This is a genomic window from Nocardioides pelophilus (assembly GCF_014180685.1).
GTDB classification, from domain to species: Bacteria; Actinomycetota; Actinomycetes; order Propionibacteriales; family Nocardioidaceae; genus Nocardioides; species Nocardioides pelophilus.
In genome coordinates this window covers 18,435-37,825 of record NZ_JACEHF010000023.1, presented here as the reverse complement: position 1 = coordinate 37,825, position 19,391 = coordinate 18,435, and the positions used below count along the sequence as shown (strand labels likewise).

General features: G+C 71.2%; 23 protein-coding genes and 1 pseudogene. 7 read left to right on the top strand and 17 right to left on the bottom strand.

Annotated elements, in window-relative coordinates; translation table 11 throughout:
• Positions 1 to 403, bottom strand: a 403-nt coding sequence (locus H0488_RS07020) for a TetR/AcrR family transcriptional regulator (protein WP_183098569.1), incomplete at its 3' end; no start/stop codon positions are given.
• Positions 404 to 435: 32 nt separating this feature from the next.
• Between H0488_RS07020 and H0488_RS07015 the strand changes: the two genes are divergently transcribed.
• Positions 436 to 1,659, top strand: a complete 1,224-nt coding sequence (locus tag H0488_RS07015; protein ID WP_220794287.1) for an oxygenase MpaB family protein — start codon at positions 436 to 438, stop codon at positions 1,657 to 1,659.
• Here H0488_RS07015 and H0488_RS07010 read toward each other — a convergent pair.
• The 9 genes from H0488_RS07010 to H0488_RS06975 all read right to left on the bottom strand — a co-directional run bounded on the left by H0488_RS07010 (position 1,650) and on the right by H0488_RS06975 (position 7,477).
• Positions 1,650 to 2,132 carry an STAS domain-containing protein gene (locus H0488_RS07010; protein WP_183098568.1) on the bottom strand — a complete coding sequence of 161 codons (483 nt, stop codon included), beginning with the start codon at positions 2,130 to 2,132 and terminating at the stop codon, positions 1,650 to 1,652. The genes H0488_RS07015 and H0488_RS07010 overlap by 10 nt on opposite strands.
• A gap of 83 nt (positions 2,133 to 2,215) precedes the next feature.
• Entirely contained in the window at positions 2,216 to 2,983 is a 768-nt protein-coding gene (locus tag H0488_RS07005) for a GAF and ANTAR domain-containing protein (RefSeq protein WP_183098567.1), read from the bottom strand.
• A gap of 114 nt (positions 2,984 to 3,097) precedes the next feature.
• Positions 3,098 to 3,229, bottom strand: a complete 132-nt coding sequence (locus tag H0488_RS24965; protein ID WP_312856237.1) for a hypothetical protein — start codon at positions 3,227 to 3,229, stop codon at positions 3,098 to 3,100.
• Entirely contained in the window at positions 3,174 to 3,566 is a 393-nt protein-coding gene (locus H0488_RS24600) for a nicotinamide-nucleotide amidohydrolase family protein (protein WP_220794285.1), read from the bottom strand. Before H0488_RS24600 ends, H0488_RS24965 begins: the two co-directional genes overlap by 56 nt.
• 17 nt (positions 3,567 to 3,583) lie before the next feature.
• Entirely contained in the window at positions 3,584 to 4,384 is an 801-nt protein-coding gene (nadE, locus tag H0488_RS06995) for an NAD(+) synthase (protein WP_183098566.1), read from the bottom strand.
• Between the two features lie 48 nt (positions 4,385 to 4,432).
• Positions 4,433 to 4,666, bottom strand: a complete 234-nt coding sequence (locus H0488_RS06990) for a YgaP family membrane protein (RefSeq protein ID WP_183098565.1) — start codon at positions 4,664 to 4,666, stop codon at positions 4,433 to 4,435.
• Between the two features lie 15 nt (positions 4,667 to 4,681).
• A complete protein-coding gene (locus H0488_RS06985) occupies positions 4,682 to 4,849 on the bottom strand; it encodes a DUF8730 family Cys-rich protein (RefSeq protein WP_183098564.1) in 168 nt (55 codons plus the stop codon).
• A gap of 55 nt (positions 4,850 to 4,904) precedes the next feature.
• On the bottom strand, positions 4,905 to 5,306 hold the full coding sequence (locus H0488_RS06980) for a carboxymuconolactone decarboxylase family protein (protein ID WP_183098563.1): 402 nt from the start codon (positions 5,304 to 5,306) through the stop codon (positions 4,905 to 4,907).
• A gap of 17 nt (positions 5,307 to 5,323) precedes the next feature.
• Positions 5,324 to 7,477: an MMPL family transporter gene (locus tag H0488_RS06975; protein ID WP_183098562.1), complete on the bottom strand. Its 2,154-nt coding sequence runs from the start codon at positions 7,475 to 7,477 to the stop codon at positions 5,324 to 5,326.
• A 106-nt stretch (positions 7,478 to 7,583) separates the two neighbouring features.
• Between H0488_RS06975 and H0488_RS06970 the strand changes: the two genes are divergently transcribed.
• The 6 genes from H0488_RS06970 to H0488_RS06945 all read left to right on the top strand — a co-directional run bounded on the left by H0488_RS06970 (position 7,584) and on the right by H0488_RS06945 (position 10,854).
• Entirely contained in the window at positions 7,584 to 8,012 is a 429-nt protein-coding gene (locus H0488_RS06970) for a DUF302 domain-containing protein (protein WP_183098561.1), read from the top strand.
• Positions 7,996 to 8,256, top strand: a complete 261-nt coding sequence (locus tag H0488_RS06965; protein WP_183098560.1) for a metal-sensitive transcriptional regulator — start codon at positions 7,996 to 7,998, stop codon at positions 8,254 to 8,256. The genes H0488_RS06970 and H0488_RS06965 overlap by 17 nt, the downstream gene beginning before the upstream one ends.
• Before the next feature lie 76 nt (positions 8,257 to 8,332).
• A complete protein-coding gene (locus tag H0488_RS06960; RefSeq protein ID WP_183098559.1) occupies positions 8,333 to 8,728 on the top strand; it encodes a DUF6153 family protein in 396 nt (131 codons plus the stop codon).
• A gap of 85 nt (positions 8,729 to 8,813) precedes the next feature.
• Positions 8,814 to 9,491: a DUF305 domain-containing protein gene (locus H0488_RS06955; RefSeq protein ID WP_183098558.1), complete on the top strand. Its 678-nt coding sequence runs from the start codon at positions 8,814 to 8,816 to the stop codon at positions 9,489 to 9,491.
• Between the two features lie 155 nt (positions 9,492 to 9,646).
• Complete coding sequence (locus tag H0488_RS24960; protein WP_183098557.1) at positions 9,647 to 10,330, top strand: PaaI family thioesterase; 684 nt, start codon at positions 9,647 to 9,649, stop codon at positions 10,328 to 10,330.
• Positions 10,331 to 10,497: 167 nt separating this feature from the next.
• Positions 10,498 to 10,854 (top strand): STAS domain-containing protein, encoded by a 357-nt coding sequence (locus H0488_RS06945; protein ID WP_183098556.1) that lies wholly within the window; start codon positions 10,498 to 10,500, stop codon positions 10,852 to 10,854.
• On the opposite strand, the gene araA is transcribed toward H0488_RS06945, so the two are convergent.
• The 7 genes and pseudogenes from araA to H0488_RS06910 all read right to left on the bottom strand — a co-directional run bounded on the left by araA (position 10,827) and on the right by H0488_RS06910 (position 19,310).
• Positions 10,827 to 12,329 carry an L-arabinose isomerase gene (gene araA, locus H0488_RS06940; protein ID WP_183098555.1) on the bottom strand — a complete coding sequence of 501 codons (1,503 nt, stop codon included), beginning with the start codon at positions 12,327 to 12,329 and terminating at the stop codon, positions 10,827 to 10,829. The genes H0488_RS06945 and araA overlap by 28 nt on opposite strands.
• 9 nt (positions 12,330 to 12,338) lie before the next feature.
• Complete coding sequence (locus H0488_RS06935; RefSeq protein ID WP_183098554.1) at positions 12,339 to 13,016, bottom strand: L-ribulose-5-phosphate 4-epimerase; 678 nt, start codon at positions 13,014 to 13,016, stop codon at positions 12,339 to 12,341.
• Positions 13,013 to 14,631 (bottom strand): annotated as a pseudogene (gene araB / locus H0488_RS06930) (ribulokinase). The gene H0488_RS06935 and the pseudogene araB overlap by 4 nt, the downstream one beginning before the upstream one ends.
• The gene (locus tag H0488_RS06925) at positions 14,631 to 15,653 is read right to left on the bottom strand and encodes a LacI family DNA-binding transcriptional regulator (protein WP_220794284.1); all 1,023 of its coding nucleotides are present in this window, start codon (positions 15,651 to 15,653) and stop codon (positions 14,631 to 14,633) included. The pseudogene araB and the gene H0488_RS06925 overlap by 1 nt, the downstream one beginning before the upstream one ends.
• Positions 15,650 to 16,657, bottom strand: a complete 1,008-nt coding sequence (yjfF, locus tag H0488_RS06920; RefSeq protein ID WP_183098553.1) for a galactofuranose ABC transporter, permease protein YjfF — start codon at positions 16,655 to 16,657, stop codon at positions 15,650 to 15,652. Before yjfF ends, H0488_RS06925 begins: the two co-directional genes overlap by 4 nt.
• Positions 16,654 to 17,739 (bottom strand): ABC transporter permease, encoded by a 1,086-nt coding sequence (locus H0488_RS06915; protein ID WP_312856236.1) that lies wholly within the window; start codon positions 17,737 to 17,739, stop codon positions 16,654 to 16,656. The genes yjfF and H0488_RS06915 overlap by 4 nt, the downstream gene beginning before the upstream one ends.
• The gene (locus H0488_RS06910; protein WP_183098552.1) at positions 17,736 to 19,310 is read right to left on the bottom strand and encodes a sugar ABC transporter ATP-binding protein; all 1,575 of its coding nucleotides are present in this window, start codon (positions 19,308 to 19,310) and stop codon (positions 17,736 to 17,738) included. Before H0488_RS06910 ends, H0488_RS06915 begins: the two co-directional genes overlap by 4 nt.
• Between the last annotated feature and the right edge of the window lie 81 nt (positions 19,311 to 19,391).

Here is a 19,391-nt window from a genome sequence, read left to right as displayed (position 1 = left end):
CCGCGGTGACCACGCCCGCCATGAGCGGGTTGCTGCGGACCGCACGCAACGAGCTGACGAAGCCGAGGACCACGCGGTCGGCGACGTTGTCGGCCCGGCTGACGTCGGCGACGAACTGATCGAGGTAGCGGCGGAACTCGCGCAGCACCACCTGCTCGACGAGAGCCTCCTTGGACGAGACCCGTCGATAGACCGTGATCCGGGACAGACCGGCCCGCCGAGCGACGTCGTCCATCGTCGTACGGGTGATGCCCTGGCGGCAGAACAGGTCGAAGGCGGCGTCGAGGACGGTGGCGTCCGGCTCGTCGCGATCGGCGTCCGCGACGACGTCCGCCAGCACGCGTGCGAGCAGCGACGGCGACTCTTGTGCCGCGCGATCCGGTCCTGATACAAAGATACTCATCACGTACCAGCGTATCAGCAAGCGGAGGAACTGTGGCGACGGACGGACTCAGCAGACGAGGCCTGCTGCTCGGCGGCGGAGCACTCGGAGCGGCCGGCATGTTCGGCATCGTCGCGCCGACGAAGGCGTGGTCGTGGTCCGCGAGCGACTCGGTCCTCGGCTCCGGCGCCGGCCTCGACCCGCGTCTGGTCTGGGACGACGAGGCCGACGCGGTGGTCGCCGGCCTGTTCGAGCGCGGCGAGGTCGACCTGGTCAACGACCTGCTGGCCGGATGGACGCGCAACGACCAACCCCTGCCGGCCGGGCTCCCCGCCGACCTGCACACGTTCCTCGAGCGCGCCCGCCGGCTGCCGGCCTGGGCCGACCAGGCGAAGCTGGACCGGGTCTTCTCCTTCTACGAGCGGCGTGGGCTCTACCTCGGCGTCCTCTACGGACTCGGCAGCGGCATGATGAGCTGCGTCATCCCCCGCGAGGCGCGGGCGGTCTACTACTCCGCCGGCGGCGCGGACATGAAGGACCGGATCGCCAAGACGGCGAAGCTCGGCTACGACGTCGGAGCGAAGAGCGCCTACGGCGACGGCGGCCAGATGGTCGTGACCTGCCTCAAGACCAGGCTGACCCACTCCGCCGTACGCCACCTGCTGCCGCAGTCCCGCCACTGGCAGGCGGCCGCGCCCGAGACCAAGCCGATCAGCCAGGCCGACATCATGGTGACCTGGCACAGCCTGGCGACCTTCAGCATGAACAAGCTGACCGCCTGGAAGGTGCCGGTCGCGGCGGCCGACCGGGCAGCGTTCCTGCACCTGTGGCAGGTCACCGCCCACATGCTGGGGGTGAAGGACGAGTACATCCCCGCGACCTGGGCGTCGGCGAACACCCAGTCCCGCCAGGTGCTCGACCCGATCCTCGCGCCGACCCCGGAAGGCGTGAAGCTCGCGAAGATCCTGCTCGACCTGGGAGCGGAGTACGACGGCGGCCTGTCCAAGCCGATGCTGCACTCGTTCACCCGCTACTGCCTGGGCGACCAGATCGCGACCTGGCTGGAGATCCCCCGCCAGCCGGGGATGGACGCGATGGTCAAGAACGGCTGGCCGCAGTTCATCGCGGTCCGCGAGACCCTGGCACCGCTCCCCCTGCTGCCGAAGGTCTACTGGCTCTTCGACGAGTTCCTCCGCCAGGGGGTCCGATTCTTCCTCGGCGAGGGCAAGCGGGTCGACATCGTGATGCCGACGGGCAACAACCCGAACTACAGCTGACCGACCGCGGGCGCCGCGCGGACCTGCGGGGATGCCAACGCGTCGGACAGCAAGCCGGCGGGAGAGGCCCACGATCCCACCGGCAGGGCGGGCTGACAGATCGCGAGCAGCCTGGCCACCGGACGCGACACGTTGGAGAGCCGGAGCTCCTTGTCCTCGGCGCCGAGGCGGGCAGCGCAGGCCTCCATCGCACGCAGGCCGGCCGCGTCACAGAAGGTGACCCCGGCCAGGTCGAGCACCACGAGGTTCGCGGGGCACGACGCCGCCTCGATGCAGCCGAGGGCATCGGCGAGGAGGTGTTCGGAGGACAGGTCGAGCTCTCCGACGAGCCGGACCAGCGCGAGGGTGGAGGAGAGCCGGATCCGGATGTCGAGCAGGGCGCCCGGACCGGACCCGCCGCTGGTGAGGGTGTGGCCGGTGGGCCGCTCGGCGAGGGATGGCGTGGAACCTGGATGCGGTGCTGGAGCCGGCATGAGAGCTTTCTTCGAAACGAAGTGCCTGATTGCGATTCAGATCGCCGGCTGTTATCCCAACCACTTCCAAAGTAGCCGGGCTGTCAAGTGCCTGTCGGCTCGTCCCCGGTCCGGAACGGGGTCGGGGTGACCGGAGGATGCCCGGTCAGCCGGGTGATCACCTCGACCGCGACGTCGCGCAGCTTGCGGTTGTTGTTCTGGGAGTGCTTGCGCAGCAGGGCGAACGCCTGGTCCGCCGTACACCTCTGCTCGGCCATCAGCACGCCGACGGCCTGGTCGATCACCGATCGGGACAGCAGCGCCTTCTCGAGCTGCTGGGCCACGCTCTGCTGCTGCTTGCGCTGGACGGCGAGGGTGATCGCGGTCGACGCCTGGGCGGCGAACAGCTCGACGCGGCGCCGCTCGTCGGGACCGAACTCACGCGGCCGGTCGAAGCCGTAGACGTTGAGCGCTCCGAGCGTGGGGCCGCCGTCGATCGACAGCGGAATGCTGAGCGAGCACCGTACGCCGAGCGCGACCGACTCCGCGGCGTACGCCGGCCAGCGCTCGTCGGACCGCTGGTCGGTGACCTCCACCTGCTGGCCGGTCGCCAGCGTCTCGAGGCAGGGCCCGACCCCGGTGTCGTACTGGATCTGATCGACCTCGGCGGCCAGCGCGTCGCTGGTCGCCACCGTGGTGGGCATCCCGGCGAACTGCGTGGTGATCCCGCAGGAGGCGGGCGGCTCGACCACGTTCGACGCGACCGTCGCGACTCCCTCGAGGAAGCCCTCCAGGTCGTTGGTGCTGAGCAGGAGCGACTGCAGCGAGCCGACCAGCTCACCCAGCCGGAGCCCGTCGTCGTGGTAAGGCATGGAACCCCCTCATCCTCCGGAGCGGACCACTCGACGCCCCGGGGAGGTACCCACTTCCGCGCCGTTCTCTCGGTGATGTGGCCGATGCCACGACGCCGGGGCGGGAGGGGAAGGTCAGGAGCGGGCGGCGAGGTGGGTGGCCAGCTGGTCGAGCGCGGCGTGCACGGTCTGCTCCACGACGCGCGCCGGCTCACCCTCGAACCTGTGCAACGTCACCTCCGAGCGTCCGCTCAACGAGGTCGCGATGTAGACGGTGCCCGGCGGCCGCCCCTCCNCCCGGCGGCCGCCCCTCCTCCCCGCCCGGGCCGCCGACGCCGGTGACGGCCACTGCGGCGTCCGCAACCAGGACCCGACGGGCGCCTCGGCACATCTGCAGAGCGCACGACGAGGTGACGACCGGTCCCTTCGCGACGCCGAGCACCTCGAACTTCACGGCGGGCGCGTAAGCGACGACGCCCCCGCGGAACCACGTCGACGCGTCCTCGCCGCGGCCGAGCGCCGACGCGATCGCTCCCGAGGTCAGCGACTCGGCGCAGGCGACGGTGATCGACGCGTTCGACGCGCGCCGCGCGATGAGGTCCACCGAGAGTCCCACAGCCGTCACGGCCCCGGCGGCAGCTGCCGCTTGTGGGCGGTCAGCCGGTAGGCGGTCTCGATGACCCCGCGCGCGCGTTCGCCCACGTCCTCGCCGACGAGGTAGGCGTCGATCTCCTGGTACGTCACGCCGTACGCCTCCTCGTCCGGCAGCGCGGGACGCAGCTCCTCCAGGTCCGCGGTCGGCACCTTCTCGACCAGGTGGGCGGGCGCTCCCAGGTGGCGTCCGATGTCCCGCACCCGGCCCTTGGTGAGGCCGAGCAGGGGCGCCACGTCGAGGGCCCCGTCGCCGTACTTGGTGAAGAAGCCCATCACCGCCTCGGCCGCGTGATCGGTCCCGACGACCAGGCTGCCCAGCCGCCCGGCGACGGCGTACTGCGCCACCATCCGCTGGCGGGCCTTGACGTTGCCCTTGACGAAGTCGGACCGCTCCGGGCCGAGATCGTTGACGGCCGTCTCGTCGTGGAGCGAGTCGACGGCCGGCTTGATGTCGACGGTCACGGTCGCCGACGGCTCGATGAAGGCGAGCGCGTCGGCGGCGTCCGACTCGTCGCGCTGCCGGCCGTACGGCAGCCGCATCGCGGTGAACGTCCCGCCGGTGCGGGCACACGCGAGGCCGGCCAGCCGCCCGGCGACGGTCGAGTCGAGCCCGCCGCTGATGCCGAGCACGTAGCCGCTCGCGCCGCTCGCGCTCTGGTAGTCGGCGAGGAACTGGATCCGGCGCTCGGCCTCCTGGGCTGCGTCGAACTCCTCGGCGACACCCAGCGCCGCGCGGATCGAGTCCTGGTCGATGGGCTCGGTGTCCATGGCTGTGGGTTACCCCGCAGCGCGGCGCTCATCCCGGGGACGGCGTGCTCACCTCGCGGACGTCGGCTGACGGACCTCCGCGTCGAAGGCGCAACCGGCCGGCACTCCGAACCGCTGCAGGAGCAGGGCGGCAGGACACCATCCGGTGAGGCTGGCCTGGAGCTGGTTGGCGCCGACGAAGGCCGCGAGGAGCAGCCACCAGGGCGACCAGACCGCCGCGAGCAGGGCACTGATGAGCGTGAGGGTCCCGGCGAGCGCGAGGACGGCACGGTCGATGTTCATGGTCATCTCCTCGGGTCAGCGGCCGACGAGGCGCCGGAACCAGCTGTCGTTGTTGGTGTCGGTGTCGGCGTGGCCGGGGCACCACTGGTCGACAGGGATTCCTGCTCGGACCTGCGAGACGTGCTGTCCGCAGCCCTTCCAGGTGGTCTTGCCGCAGGTCCGGCAGCGGGAGGCGTGGCACATGGATACTTCCTCTGGTCGTCGGGTCGTGGGGTCGTCGGGTTCGTCGGGTCGTGGATCAGGCCGGCGCGTCGCCGGAGTCGATGGCGTCGGCGAACTCGCAGAACGCGTCGTACGCGCGCGCACCGTGGATGGTGGCGGGACCGCCGTGCATGAGGAAGGTGACGCCGATCGCCTCGGCTGCTTCCTGGCGGGTGGCGCCCGCACGGGCAGCCGCCTGTCCGTGGGAGGCCATGCACCCGTCGCAACCCTCGACCACGCCGATCGCCAGGGCGATCAGCTCCTTGGTCTTGCGGTCGAGCGCGCCGTCGGCGAACGCCGCCTTGCTGAGCTCACCGAAGCCCTTGTAGACGTCGGGGATCGCCCGGCGCAGGTTGCGGTGGAGGGGAGTCAGGTCGCGGAGCACCTCCTTGCCATGAGGGCTGTGGGTGCTGTCGGCCTGTTCGGGGGTGGTGGTCATGCTGCTTCCTTCCGGGCTCAGCCGTGCGAGAACGTGATGTTGGGCAGGATCCGCCGCAGCCAGCCGGGCGTCGCCCAGGCCGCACGGCCCGCGAACCGGAGCATGACCGGCAGCAGGACGAGGCGGACGAGGAACGCGTCGAGCAGGACGGCCACACCGAGGATGACGCCCATCTCCTTCGGGGGCAGCGGGCCGGACAGGGCGAAGGTGAAGAACACCGCGACCATGACACCGCCGGCCGCGAAGATCACCCGCCCGGAGTGGGCGACCGCGCCGACCATCGCCTCGTGCGGGTCACCGGACTTCTCCCAGTGCTCCTTGGCGGAGGCGAGCAGGAAGACGGTGTAGTCCATCGCGATCGCGAAGATCATCGCGAAGAAGAAGACCGGGGCCCACGCGTCGAGGAAGCCTTGGTGCTCGAACCCGAGCAGCCCGGACCCGTGCCCGTCCTGGAAGACCAGGCGCGCGACGCCGAAGGCGGCGGCGGTGGACAGCAGGCTGGCCAGGGTCCCGAGCAGGGAGATCAAGGGCGCCTGCAGCGCCACGAGCAGGAGCAGGAAGCCGAGCGCGAGGATCACGCCGATCACGAGCGGCGTGTAGTCGTCGAGCTGGGTCTTCAGATCGATGTTCTCCACCGCTGCACCACCGACCAGCGCCGAGGAGGGCAGGTCGGCGCGGAGCCGCTCGACGATGTCGACCAGCTCGGGGTCGGACGGGTCGACCGTCGGGACGGCCTGGATCAGCTGCAGGTCGCTGCCGTCCGCCGCAGGAACGGCGGGCATCACCGCAGCGACTCCGGCGTCCGCCTGCAGGGTCCGAGCGGACACCCTGACGTCGCCGCCGTCGACGACGATCTGCAGCATGCCGGGCGCACCCGGCCCGAAGGCGTCCTGCACCTGGTCGTAGCCGATCCGCGCGCTGGCGTCCTCGGGAAGGACCTTGATCGACGGCATCGCGGTCTTGAGACCGAAGATCGGCGCGGCCAGCGCCACCAGCACGACCAGCGACCCGAGGCCCCACACGACGGGGCGCCGCCACAGACGCTCACCCCAGGCCGCGAAGGCCGGCGACCGGTGCTCGCCGGCGTGCACCCACGGCAGCGACAGCTTGTTGATCCTGTGGTCCAGCTTGAACAGCACGATCGGGAGCAGGGTCAGGGTCGCGGCGAGCACGAACACCACCGAGATCATGATCCCGCCGGCCATCGACCTGAACGACGGTGACGGCACCAGCAGGACCGCGGACAGCGACACCAGCACCGTCGCGCCGGAGAGCAGGACGGCCTTGCCGGCGGTGTCCATCATCTCCGCGATCGCCTCGCGGGGTGTCTCGTGGTGACCCATCCTGGCGGCGCGGAACCGCACCACCAGGAACAGGGCGTAGTCGATGCCCAGCGCCAGGGAGAACATCATCGCGAAGTTCATCGCCCAGATCGACACGGGCATCAGCTCGTTGATGAGCACCAGGGACCCGGCCGATGCGATCAGCCCGGCGAGGGTCAGGAGCAACGGCAGACCGGCCGCGACCAGAGCACCGAAGGCGAGCACCAGGATCGCCAGCGTCACCGGCCAGGAGAACATCTCCGACTTCAGCATCGCGTCGAGGTTGGCCTCGTTGAAGTCCGACCACAGCAGCGAGGACCCGGTCGGGTTGACCTCGACCGACCCCGTGGAGAGGCCCTCGACCTCTTCCTTCAGGTCGGTGGCCACCCGCACCATCTCGTTCGTGTCCGTGCCGGCACCGGCCAGGATCACCGCGGTGCGTCCGTCCTCCGACAGGCTGACACCGGGGATGGCGGGCACGACCTCGGCCAGTCGCGGCTCGTCCTCGAGGATCCGGACGACCTCGGCCATCACGGCCGGCCCGTCGCCCTCGTCGAGCGGGCCGTCGGTGCTGTGCACGACGACCTGGATGGCGTGGCTGGCGTTGCCACCGAAGTGCTCCTGGGCGAGCTCGCGGACGGCGACCGACTCCGAGCCGTCCGCTTGCCAGCCGGCACCGGAGAGGTTCTTCTCCACGCTCGGCGCGAACACGCCGAGCCCGACGACGAGCAGCACCCAGACCGCGGTGACCAGACGCCGGTGGTCGGTCACCCAGAGGCCGAGGCGACCCAACGGGCCCGCCTCGATGACCGGGCTCGCTTCGGCCGGCTGGTACGTCGTCTGCGCCATCAGGCATCCCTTTCGTCGAGTTGGATCGATCCCCCCTGGGGGATGGAAAGGATGCTAACATATCCCCCAGGGGGGTTACCAACTCACCCGACGAGAGGGAGGACCGATGACCAGCTTCACGCTCACCACCACGGTCGAGCAGCCGTACGACGACGCCGTCGCGCGAGTGCGCGAGGCGCTCGGGGACGCCGGGTTCGGCGTACTGACCGAGATCGACCTGGCCGCCACGCTGAAGGCCAAGCTCGGAGTCGAGATCGCCCCGAAGGTGATCCTCGGTGCCTGCCGACCGGAGCTCGCCCACCGCTCACTCGCTGCCGACCCCCGGATCGCGACGATGCTGCCGTGCAACGTGGTGGTGACGAGCGAGGGGTCCGACCGCACCAAGGTGGAGGTGTTCGACCCGGCGGCCATGACATCGTTCAGCGACGAAGGAGACCTCGCCGCCGTTGCCGAAGAGGCCCGCGAGCGGCTGTCCGGCATGCTCGCCGCGCTCGGCGAGCCGACCGAAGGAGACCACGATGCAGCTCACGCCTGAGGAGACGAAGGCCGTGATCGCCCGCCTCAAGCGGGCCAACGGCCACCTGGCCTCGGTCATCCGGATGCTCGAGGACGGCGCGGACTGCGAAGCCGCCCTCCTCCAGCTCGCCGCGGTCAACAAGGCGATCAGCCGCGGCGGCTACGCGCTCGTGTCGACGGGTCTCCAGCGCTGCCTGGCCGAGGGCGGTCCCGACAGCGTCGACGCGAAGAAGATGGAGAAGCTCTTCCTCGCTCTCGCGTGACGGTCGGATGCGGCGCCGGACCGCCGGGTTGAGGCGCTGCCTAGACTCGGCCTCGATGGCTGGCAGGCTTCGATGGATGACGGTTGCCGCCGCGCTCCGTCGGGCGTGCGGCGTGGCAGCGCTCCTCGGGTTGTTCGCGATGCACGGGCTGGCCGTGCACGGCGCCGCGCATGCCGGTCACCAAGCTGACCCGATCCCGGCAGCAGTCACCGTCGCCGACCACGACCACGCGGCCGGCGACACCAGCGACACCGGCGCGCTGCCGGAACGCGGCGACGACCCCGACCTGGCGGGGTTCGCCGGGCTCTGCCTGGCCGTGCTGCTGGCGGGCATCGCCGCCGCCGTACTCCTCAGCCGGGGCATCCGGCTCCCGCGGAGGGCCGACGCCGCCGACAGTCTTGGTCGGCCCGCCCGGTCCCGCCGCTACCGAGATCCTCCCTGTCTCTTCGCCCTGTCGATCCAGCGTTGCTGATGCGGCGACCGACCCGGCTCCCCTCACCGAGGCGGCCGGGTCCGTATCCCTGCGCGCACCTCAACCCCCTCGACAAGGAGATCCCATGAAGTACCCCAAGCAGCTTGCTGTCGCCCTCACGACCGGAACCGTGCTCTTCACGCTCGCGGCGTGCGGCGACGGCGACACCGGCGACGGCCACACCGGCGACGACGCCCGCGCCGAGCAGACAGCGGCGAACGGCGACGTCTTCAACGACGCCGACGTGGAGTTCGCGACCGCGATGATCCCCCACCACACCCAAGCGCTGGCGATGGTCGACATCGCCCGCGGTCGCACGCTGTCGCCGCAGGTGCGGCAGCTGACCATGGACATCGAGGCCGCCCAGGCGCCGGAGATCGACGCGATGCGCGGCTGGCTGGCCGACTGGGACGTCGAGGACCCGGACGGGTCGGGCGGGTCGGGCGGGTCGGGCGGGTCGGGCGGATCCGGCATGGACGGCCACGACATGGGCGACATGGACGACATGGACGGCGACCGGACGGACTCCGAGATGCCCGGGATGATGACCGACCAGCAGCTGGCCGACCTGGAGGACGCCCGAGGTACGGCGTTCGAGGACCTGTGGCTCGAGATGATGATCGAGCACCACGAGGGCGCCATCGAGATGGCCGAGGAGGAGCAGGCGGACGGAGTGTTCCGACCCGCCCTCGACCTCGCCGAGGCCATCGAGACCTCCCAGCAGGCCGAGATCGACCTGATGGGCGAGCTCCTCGCGTCCTGACAGTGGGGGCGTGGCCGGTCCGGCACCGGGCCGGCCACGCCGCCAGCAGCGTCCGGGTCCAACGTCCCGCCCACCGGGGGCCAGCACGCCCCTATCGACTGCCGGTCGCCCGAGGGATCGAGAGGTCGAGGAGCCCGTTCCACTAGATTGGACATGTGTCCAGCCTCTCCCTGTCGTCCTTCTCCTTCGAGGACATCCCCACCGCCGAGGTCGATGCAGCCGAAGAGCTGTACGGCGGTCTCGCCGACGACCTGCGCGACCTGCTCGACGTCACGATCCGGACCCGGGTCGACGAGTCACAGGTCGCTCGCGCCCGAGAGCTGGTGCGGCAGGCGGCCGACCTGCTGGCCGCGGACGCGCCGCCCGAGCCGGCCGGCATCCACTTCAACGCCGACGGCCGGTCCTGGAACTGGGGCAACGCGGTGGTCGGCGTCCGGAACGCGGTGGCGCCGCCGGTGCGGCTCGAGTGGCAGGAGGACGGCTCGGTGCGAGCGGCACTGACCCTCGGCGCGGCGTACGAGGGACCTCCGGGCAGCGTGCACGGCGGAGTCTCGGCCATGATCCTCGACCACCTGATGGGCGAGACGGCCAGCGCTGCCCACACGCGGGTCACCGTCACCGGGACCCTCACCCTGCGCTACGTGCAGCCGCTGCCCCTCGGACCGGTGCGGATGGAGGCACGGATCGCGAGGGAGGACGCCCGGAAGGTCATGGTCACCGGCTGGATCGCCGCCGACGGCCCCGACTCCTCGCCTGCGGTCGAGGCGAGCGGCCTGTTCATCATTCCGCGGTGGGCGGCCGAGCCGGACGCCCCGAGCGGGGTCGGGTCGCTCGACTGACCGGACCCGGGTGTCTCGTCCCCTGGCCTGGTCCGGACAGGCCATGGACAGCCCGACCTGGAGGTGGGACAGTCCGAATGGACCGGATGTTCCATCCGATCCTGCTGCGGAGGGACCCCAGACCCCGGAAGTCTTCGCTCCTTCCTGCTAGACCAGCGGCGGGCGCTATGTCCCTTGAGATCGATTCCGGCACCCTCAACCCCCACGACGACGTCCTCCGCCTCGAGGGCGAGATCGACCTCGCCCGACGGCAGTCCATCATCGACGAGATCGAGTCGCGGCTGCTGCGGGATGCCCGGCTCGTCGTCGACGTCTCCGCGGTGACCTTCATCGACTGCGCCGGGCTGAGCGCTCTCCTGTGGGCGCGGACCCGCGCCGCCCACGTCGGCGGCGAGCTCGCCCTCGTGGGTCCCTGCGCGGCCCTGTCGCGGATGCTCCGACTCACGTCGCTCGACGGCGCGCTTCCGCTCCAGGCGGCCGTGGCCGCTCGGAAGGATCAGATCCCCCCTGCCAACCGGTGGTAGGCCGCGCTCCACCGGAGCTCGCGCTGGAAGCTGCGCGGCGTGGTGTCGGCGTCGATGACCGCGATCTCGGTCGCGGTCATCTCGGCGAAGTCCGCGAGCACGTCGAGCCCGATCGCCTTGGAGAGCACGGTGTGGTGCGGAGCGCCGGCCATCAACCAGGCCTCGGCTGAGGTCGCCAGCGAGGGGCGGGGCTCCCACACCGCGCAGGCGACCGGGAGCCGCGGCAGGTCCTCGTCCGGCTCGACCACGTCGATCTCGTTGACGGTGAGCCGGAACCGGTCACCCAGGTCCGACAGCCCGGCGACGACCGCAGGTCCGGGGTCGGCGGTGAACCGGAGCCGCACCGGGTCCTCGCGGCCGCCGATCGAGAGCGGGTGGATCTCGAGCGACGCCCGCTGGGTCGTGAGGGTCGGGCAGACCTCGAGCATGTGGGCGCCGAGGATCTTCTCCTCGCCGGGGACCAGGTGGTACGTGTAGTCCTCCATGAACGACGTGCCGCCCGGCAGGCCGCGGGCCATCACCTTCATGCCGCGCAGCAGCACGGACGTCTTCCAGTCACCCTCGCCGCCGAACCCGTAGCCGTCGGCCATCAGTCGTTGTACGGCGAGACCGGGCAGCTGCCGGAGTCCGCCGAGGTCCTCGAAGTTGGTCGTGAACGCGCCGAAGCCACCGTCCTCGAGGAAGGTGCGCAGGCCGGCCTCGATGCGCGCGCCGTAGCGGAGGGCGTGGTGGCGCTCGCCGCCCGGGCCCAGCTCGGGTGCGATCCGGTAGAGGTCGGCGTACTCCTCGACCAGCTTGTCGATCTCCTCGTCGCCGACGGCGTCCACGACCGCGACCAGGTCGTTGACGCCGTAGGTGTTGACCGAGACCCCGAACCGGAGCTGGGCCTCGACCTTGTCGCCCTCGGTGACCGCGACGTCGCGCATGTTGTCGCCGAAGCGGGCCAGCCGGAGGTCGCGCAGCTCGGCACGGCCGAGCGCCGCGCGCGCCCAGTCGGCGACCCGGCGCTGGACCGCGGGGTTGTCGACGTGCCCGGCGACCGTCTTGCGCGGGACACCGAGACGGGACTGGATGTAGCCGAACTCCCGGTCGCCGTGGGCGGCCTGGTTGAGGTTCATGAAGTCCATGTCGATGGTCGACCACGGCAGCTCCATGCCGGCCTGCGTGTGCAGGTGGAGCAGCGGCTTCTGCAGCGCGTCGAGCCCGGCGATCCACATCTTCGCCGGCGAGAACGTGTGCATCCACGCGATCACGCCCACGCAGTCCGGGGCGCTGTTGGCCTCGAGGATCTGGCGGTGGATCGAGCCCGCGTCGAGGAGCACCGGCTTCCAGACGACCTCGACCGGTACGCCGGAGGCACCGTCGAGCCGACGGGCGATCTCCTGCGACTGCGCGGCGACCTGGTCCAGCGTCTCCGGCCCGTAGAGCGACTGGCTCCCGGTCAGGAACCAGACCTCGGGGGTGTTGTCGGACATGGGTTCCTTTCAGTGCTGCCCGTAGGCGTTCTGGTAACGGTCGTGGAGGGCATCCACGTGCCGTCGGTCGATCGGCACCGGGTCGCCGAGCTGGCGAGCCAGGTGCACCGAGCGGGCGACGTCCTCGCACATCACCGCTGCCTTGACCGCCGCCTTGGCGTTCGGCCCGATGGCGAAGACGCCGTGGTTCTGCATGAGTACGGCGGGCGAGCGGCTCTCGCGCAGGGTGTCCACGATCCCGCGGCCGATCGAGTCGTCGCCGATGATCGCGAACGGCCCGACGGGGATGTCGCCGCCGAACTCGTCGGCGCACATGGTCGTGACGCACGGGATCGGTTCCGCGCGGGCAGCCCAGGCGACGGCGTACGACGAGTGCGTGTGGACCACGCCGCCCACGTGGGGCAGGTGGCGGTAGACGTAGGCCTGCGCCTCGGTGTCCGACGACGGCGCGTGGTCGCCCTCGACGACCCGCCCCTGCAGGTCGCAGACCACCATGTTCTCGGGGGTGAGCGCGTCGTAGTCGACCCCGCTGGGCTTGATGACCATCAGGTCGTGGCCGGGGACCCGCGCCGACACGTTGCCGGCCGTCCAGACGACCAGCTGGTAGCGGACGAGCTGCTCGTGGAGGGCGCAGACCTCGCGCCGCAGTCCTGCGATGGTCTCGCTCACGTCGCTGACGACGGTCACCGGACACTCCCCTCGGTCTCGCCGCGCCGGCGCGCCACCGCGCGCCGCCGGACGGCTTTCAGCCGGCGCATCGTGGTGGCGGCCCGCCCGAAGTGGTCGTGCAGGGCGAGGTACTCGGCGAACAGCTCGTCGTACGCCGCCGCCCGCGCCTCGTCCGGCTGGTGGACGCCGCGCCGGACCTTGCCCATCGACTTCGCGGCGGTCGGGACGTCGGGGTAGGCGCCGGCCGCGACGGCGGCGTGGATCGCGGAGCCGAGGGCGGGACCCTGCTCGGAGTCGATCACCGACAGCGGCAGCCGGGTGACGTCGGCGTAGATCTGCATCAGCAGCGCGTTCTTGGCCAACCCGCCCGCGACGACGAACTCCTCGACCGGGACGCCGCTGTCGCGGAACGTCTCGACGATCACGCGGGTCCCGAACGCGGTCGCCTCCAGCAGCGCGCGGTAGACGTCCTCCGGACGCGTCGCGAGGGTCAGCCCGGCGACGAGACCGGACAGCTCGTGGTCGACGAGCACCGACCGGTTGCCGCTGTGCCAGTCGAGGGCGACCAGGCCGTGCTCCCCCACCTCCTGCGCGGCGGCGAGCCGGGTCAGGTGCTGGTGCAGGTCCCCGCCGGCGGCCGCGGCCGCTTCGGCGTACGACGACGGCACCGACGACTCGGTGAACCAGCCGAAGATGTCGCCCACACCGCTCTGGCCGGCCTCGTAGCCCCAGCTGCCGGCGACGATCCCGCCCTCGACCACGCCGCACATTCCGGGGACCTCGCGCAGCACCTCGGCGTTCATGACGTGGCACGTGGACGTGCCCATGATGGCGACCATCTGGCCCGGGCCGACGGCCTGGGCGGCCGGAGCGGTCACGTGCGCGTCGACGTTGCCGACCGCGACCGCGATCCCCTCCGGCAGACCGGTCCACGCGGCGGCCTCGGCGGTGAGACCGCCGGCGCGGTCGCCGAGCCGGCCGATCGGCTGGTCGAGCTTGTCGGCCACGAAGCGGCCGAAGCCCGGGGAGAGCGCCTCGAGGTAGTCGACGGACGGGTAGGAGCCGTCCTGGAGGATCCCCTTGTAGCCCGCCGTGCAGGCGTTGCGGACGTAGCTGCCGCACAGCTGCCACACGATCCAGTCGGCGGCCTCGACCCACCGCTCCATCCGGTCGTAGACCTCGCGGTCCTCCTCGAAGAGCTGGAGCCCCTTGGCGAACTCCCACTCCGAGGAGATGAGCCCGCCGTACCTCGGCAGCCAGGACTCGCCCCGCTCCGCCGCGAGCGCGTTGATCCGGTCGGCGTGCGGCTGCGCCGCGTGGTGCTTCCACAGCTTGACGTAGGCGTGCGGCCGGTCGCGCAGGCCGTCGAGCTCGCAGAGCGGGGTGCCGTCGGCGAGCGTCGGGATCATCGTGCACGCGGTGAAGTCGGTCGCGATGCCGACCNGTCGTCCGGCACCTGCAGCGCCCACTCCGGCGGCAGCGGTCGACCGCTGCCCGGCAGCCGGTCCTCGATGACGGCGTGGGCGTAGGGATGGACGGCCGAGGCGAGCTCGGCGCCGTCCGAGACCCGGACCACGACGGCGCGACCCGACAGGGTCCCGAAGTCGACGCCGACGACGTACTGCTCCTGCATCAGGCTTCCGCTCCTCTGGGTGGGACGCTGCTGGACCGCACGACCAGCTCGGGGCTGATCAACCGGTCGGGCGTGGGGTCGTCGGCGATCGCGGCGCGCAGGATCTCGATCGCGCGCCGGCCGACCGCGGCGAAGTCCTGCCGGACGGTGGTGAGCGGCGGGATGAGGTACGCCGCCTCGGGGATGTCGTCGAACCCGACGACGCTGATGTCGCCCGGCACCGATCGTCCGGCCTCGGACAGCGACAGCAGCAGCCCGAGCGCCATCTGGTCGTTGGCGCAGAAGACCGCGGTGACGTCGTCGCGGCTCGCTACCTCGCGGCCTGCCTCGTAGCCGCTGCGCGCCGACCAGTCGCCCTGGATCTGGCGCGAGGGACGCAGCCCCGCGGCGTACATGGCGTTGCGGTAGCCCCGCAGCCGCGCCCGGGCCTCGGTCCACGACGTCGGGCCGGCGAGGTGGAGCACGTCGCGGTGCCCGAGCTCGATGAGGTGCCGGGTGCCGAGCTCGGCCCCGGCGACCTGGTCGACGCCGACCGTCCACGGCGCCTTGGCCTGGTCGCCCTCCACGACGACGACCGGGACGCCCTGGTCGACCTGGGTCCGGGCGGCATCGACGGCGTCGTCGGTCGCGGCGATCAGCACGATCCCCTCGACGTGTTGGTCGCGCAGGTGGTTCATGGCGTCGGTGAACTCGGCGCGGGTGAGGCTCTGCAGGTTGGCCGAGCTGACGAAGTAGCCGGCCTCACGACCCGCGGCCTGGATGGCGCGGTGGACCGTGCTGGGACCCCAGAAGCCGCTCTTGGAGCCGATCACACCGATCGTCCCGGAACGGCGGGTGACCAGGCTCCGGGCCGCGGTGTTCGGCCGGTAGCCGAGCTGCCGGATCGCCTCCAGGACCCGGTCGCGGGTCGCCGGCCGCAGGTTGGTCTGGCCGTTGACGACCCGGGACACGGTCTGGTGGGAGACGCCGGCGAGCCGCGCGACGTCGGCCATCACCGGCGTCCGACCGTTGAGGTCACTCATGTCTGCCGCCGGGTCATCAGCCGCTGGACGACGACGAACACCAGCAGCAGCGCGCCGATCACGATCCGGGTCCACCAGGAGTTGAGGGTGCCGTCGAAGGAGATGAACGTCTGGATCGTGCCGAGCACGAGCACGCCGAGCAGCGATCCGACCACGAACCCACGGCCGCCGGTGAGCAGCGTCCCGCCGATCACCACCGCCGCGATCGCGTCGAGCTCCATGCCGACCGCGTGCAGGCTGTAGCCCGACAGCGTGTAGAGACCGAACAGCAGGCCGCCGAGCGCGGCGCAGAACCCGCTGATCGCGTAGACACCCACCTTCACCGCGGCGACCCGCAGGCCCATCAGCATCGCCGAGGCCTCGTTGCCGCCCACGGCGTAGACGGTGCGCCCGAAGCGGGTCCTGGCCAGGACCGCGGCGGCCACGACCACGGTCGCGAGGGCGACCACGACGGTCCAGGTCGTGTAGTAGCCGCCGGGGAGCGTGATCGAGGCGAAGGCCAGCTCGGTGAACGTCGCGTCGGTGATGGGGATCGACTCGGTGCTGATCAGGTAGGTCAGGCCGCGGGCGAGGAAGAGCCCCGCGAGCGTCGCGATGAACGGCTGGATGTCGAGGTAGTGGATGAGCAGCCCCATCAACGTCCCGAGCAGCGTCCCGACGACCAGCACCGTCACCATCGAGAGGTACGGCGACCAGCCCATCTCGAGCGTCTTCGCGGCGATCATCGTGGACAGCGCGACGACCGATCCCACCGACAGGTCGATGCCGCCGCTGAGGATCACGAACGTCATCCCGACCGCGAGCACGATCAGGAAGGAGTTGTCGAGCAGCAGGCTCAGGAACACCTGCGGGTCGGTGAACCCCTCGTACCGGATGCCGCCGGCGCCGAACATGCCGATGAACAGCGCGAACGTGGCGACGACCGGCAGGTAGCGACGCGACGGCGAGTAGGTGCGGACCCGGTCCCACACCGAGGGGTTCGGGACGGCGATGGTGGCGCTCATGCGGCGACCGCCTTCGGCTGGGCGCCCCGACGACCGCGGACGCGGAGGGCGGCTCGGGCACGCGGTGACTGGAGCAGGCAGACGAGGATCACGACGAACGCCTTGAAGAGGTAGTTGGCCTCCGACGGGATCCCGATGCTCGGGATGGTGCGGACCAGGGTGGCGATCAGCAGCGCCCCGACGACGGTGCCGGCGAGGGAGAACCGCCCGCCGGTCAGCGCAGTGCCTCCGATGACGACCGCCAGGATCGCGTCCAGCTCGATCCAGAGGCCGAGGCTGTTCGCGTTCACCGAGTTGGTGTTGGCGGCGATGATCAGGCCCGCCAGTCCGGCGCACACCGCTCCGAAGACGTAGACCGTCCAGGTGATGGTGCGCGCCCGGACCCCGGCCAGCCGGCTGGCGTCCGGGTTGATGCCGACCGCCTCGATCAGCATGCCGAGCGCGGTGCGGCGGGTCAGCACGGCCGTCAGTGCGACCATCCCCAGCGCGATGAGGAACGCGATCGGGAGGCCGAGCACGAAGCCCGACGCCAGGTTGGAGAAGGTGTCGTTGGTCGGCGTGGTGATCTGGCCGTCGGTGATCAGCATGGCGAGCCCGCGCCCGGCGACCATCAGCACCAGCGTCGCGATGATCGGCTGGATGCCCAGCACGGAGACCAGGAAGCCGTTCCACACCCCCAGCAGGACGCAGACCGCGAGCGCCGTCGTACTGGCGAGGATCGTGGCGGACGCGGCGCCCTCGTCGGCGGACTCGACGATCCGCGTGCACGCCACGGCGGCCGCGATGGCGGCGACCGCACCGACGGACAGGTCGATCCCGCGGGTGGCGATGACCAGGGTCATGCCGAGCGCCACGAGCATGACCGGCGCGCTGTTGCGCGCGATGTCGATGACGTTGCCGTAGAGGTGCCCGTCCTGGATCCGCACGTCGAGGAACGACGGGTTGGCGATGACGTCGATGACCAGCATGACGATGATCGCGAGGACCGGCCAGAGCAGCTGGTGGCCGAGCAACCGGCCGGCCAGGCCGGGCCGGGCGGCGCCGCGCTCAGGGGCGGGCGCCCGGTCGAGAGTGTCGGTCACGCCGTTCCCTCCTCGGTCTGGCGGGCCTCGCCCGCGATGATCTCCAGGACGTCGCTGACGCTCACGTCGTCGTTCGGGAGCTCCCGGATCTTGCGCCGGTCCCGCATGACCACCACCCGGTGGCTGAGCCGCAGGACCTCCTCGAGCTCGGCGGAGATGAACACCACGGCCATCCCCTTGGCCGCGAGGTCGGCGACCAGGGTCTGGATCTGGGTCTTGGCGCCGATGTCGATGCCGCGCGTCGGCTCGTCGAGGATGAGTACGTCGGGATCGGTGATCAGCCACCGGGCGAGCAGCACCTTCTGCTGGTTGCCGCCGGAGAGGTTGCGCATCAGGGCGTCGGGGTCGGCGGGCCGGATGTCGAGCGCCTGGATGTAGTCGCGCACCAGCCGCGCCCGGGTCGCCTGCGGGATCGGCCGCAGCCACCCGCGCGACGCCTGCAGCGCGAGCAGCATGTTGTCGGCGACGGTGAGGTCGCCGATGACGCCCTCGGCCTTCCGGTCCTCGCTGGAGAACGCCATCTTGCGGTCGATGGCGTGCCGCGGGCTCCGCAGCCGGCGCCGGGAGCTGCGCACCTCGAGCTCGCCGTGGTCGGCCGTGTCGGCGCCGAAGAGCAGGCGGGCCAGCTCGGTGCGCCCCGAGCCGAGGAGCCCGGCGACGCCGACGACCTCGCCCTCGTAGAGGGTCAGGTCGGTGGCCTCCAGCGACCCCTTCCGGCTCAACCCGACCGCCTTGAGCACGGGCGTCTCGCTGCTGACGGCCGCTTGGCGCTGGTCGCGGTCGAGCCGCTCGAGAACCTCGAGCTCGCGCCCGATCATGAGCCGGACCAGCTCGAGCTGGCTGGTCTCGGCGACCATCCGCTCCTCGACGAGACGGCCGTTGCGCAGGATGGTCATCCGGTCGGCGATCTCGTAGATCTGGTCCAGGAAGTGGGAGACGAAGACGATCGCGACGCCGTGCTCGCGCAGTCGGCGCATCACGTCGAACAGCTTCTCGACCTCGTCGGCGTCGAGGCTGGACGTCGGCTCGTCGAGGATCACCACCCGGGCGTCGACGTCGACCGCGCGGGCGATGGCCACCAGCTGCTGGACGGCGATCGGGTGGTCGCCGAGGAGCGATCCCGGGTTGACGTCGAGGCCGAGCCGCTCGAGCGTCTGCCGGGCCCGGCGGTTCATGGCCCGCACGTTGATCGCGCCGAAGCGCCGGGGCTCGCGCCCCAGCAGCATGTTCTCGGCGACCGTGAGGTTGGGGACGAGGTTGACCTCTTGGTAGACGGTGCTGATCCCGGCGGCCTGGGCGGCGGCCGGCGTGTGGAACTCGTGCTCCTCGCCGCCGACGACGATGGTCCCGGCGTCGATCGTGTAGACGCCCGTCAACGCCTTGATCAAGGTCGACTTGCCGGCGCCGTTCTCACCCATCAGGGCGTGCACCTCACCGGGGAAGAGCCGCATCGAGACCCGGTCCAACGCGGACACGGTGCCGAACGTGATGGAGATGTCGCGCATCTCGACCACCGGCTGCTGGCTCGGTTCCGGTCGCACGGTCACCACCTGCTCCTGGGTGTGCGTCATCCCATCCTCCTCGTCGGACCGCGCGCCCGGCGCGATGGCGCCGGGCGCGCGGTGGCAGGACGCGCTGGGGGCGCGTCGGCG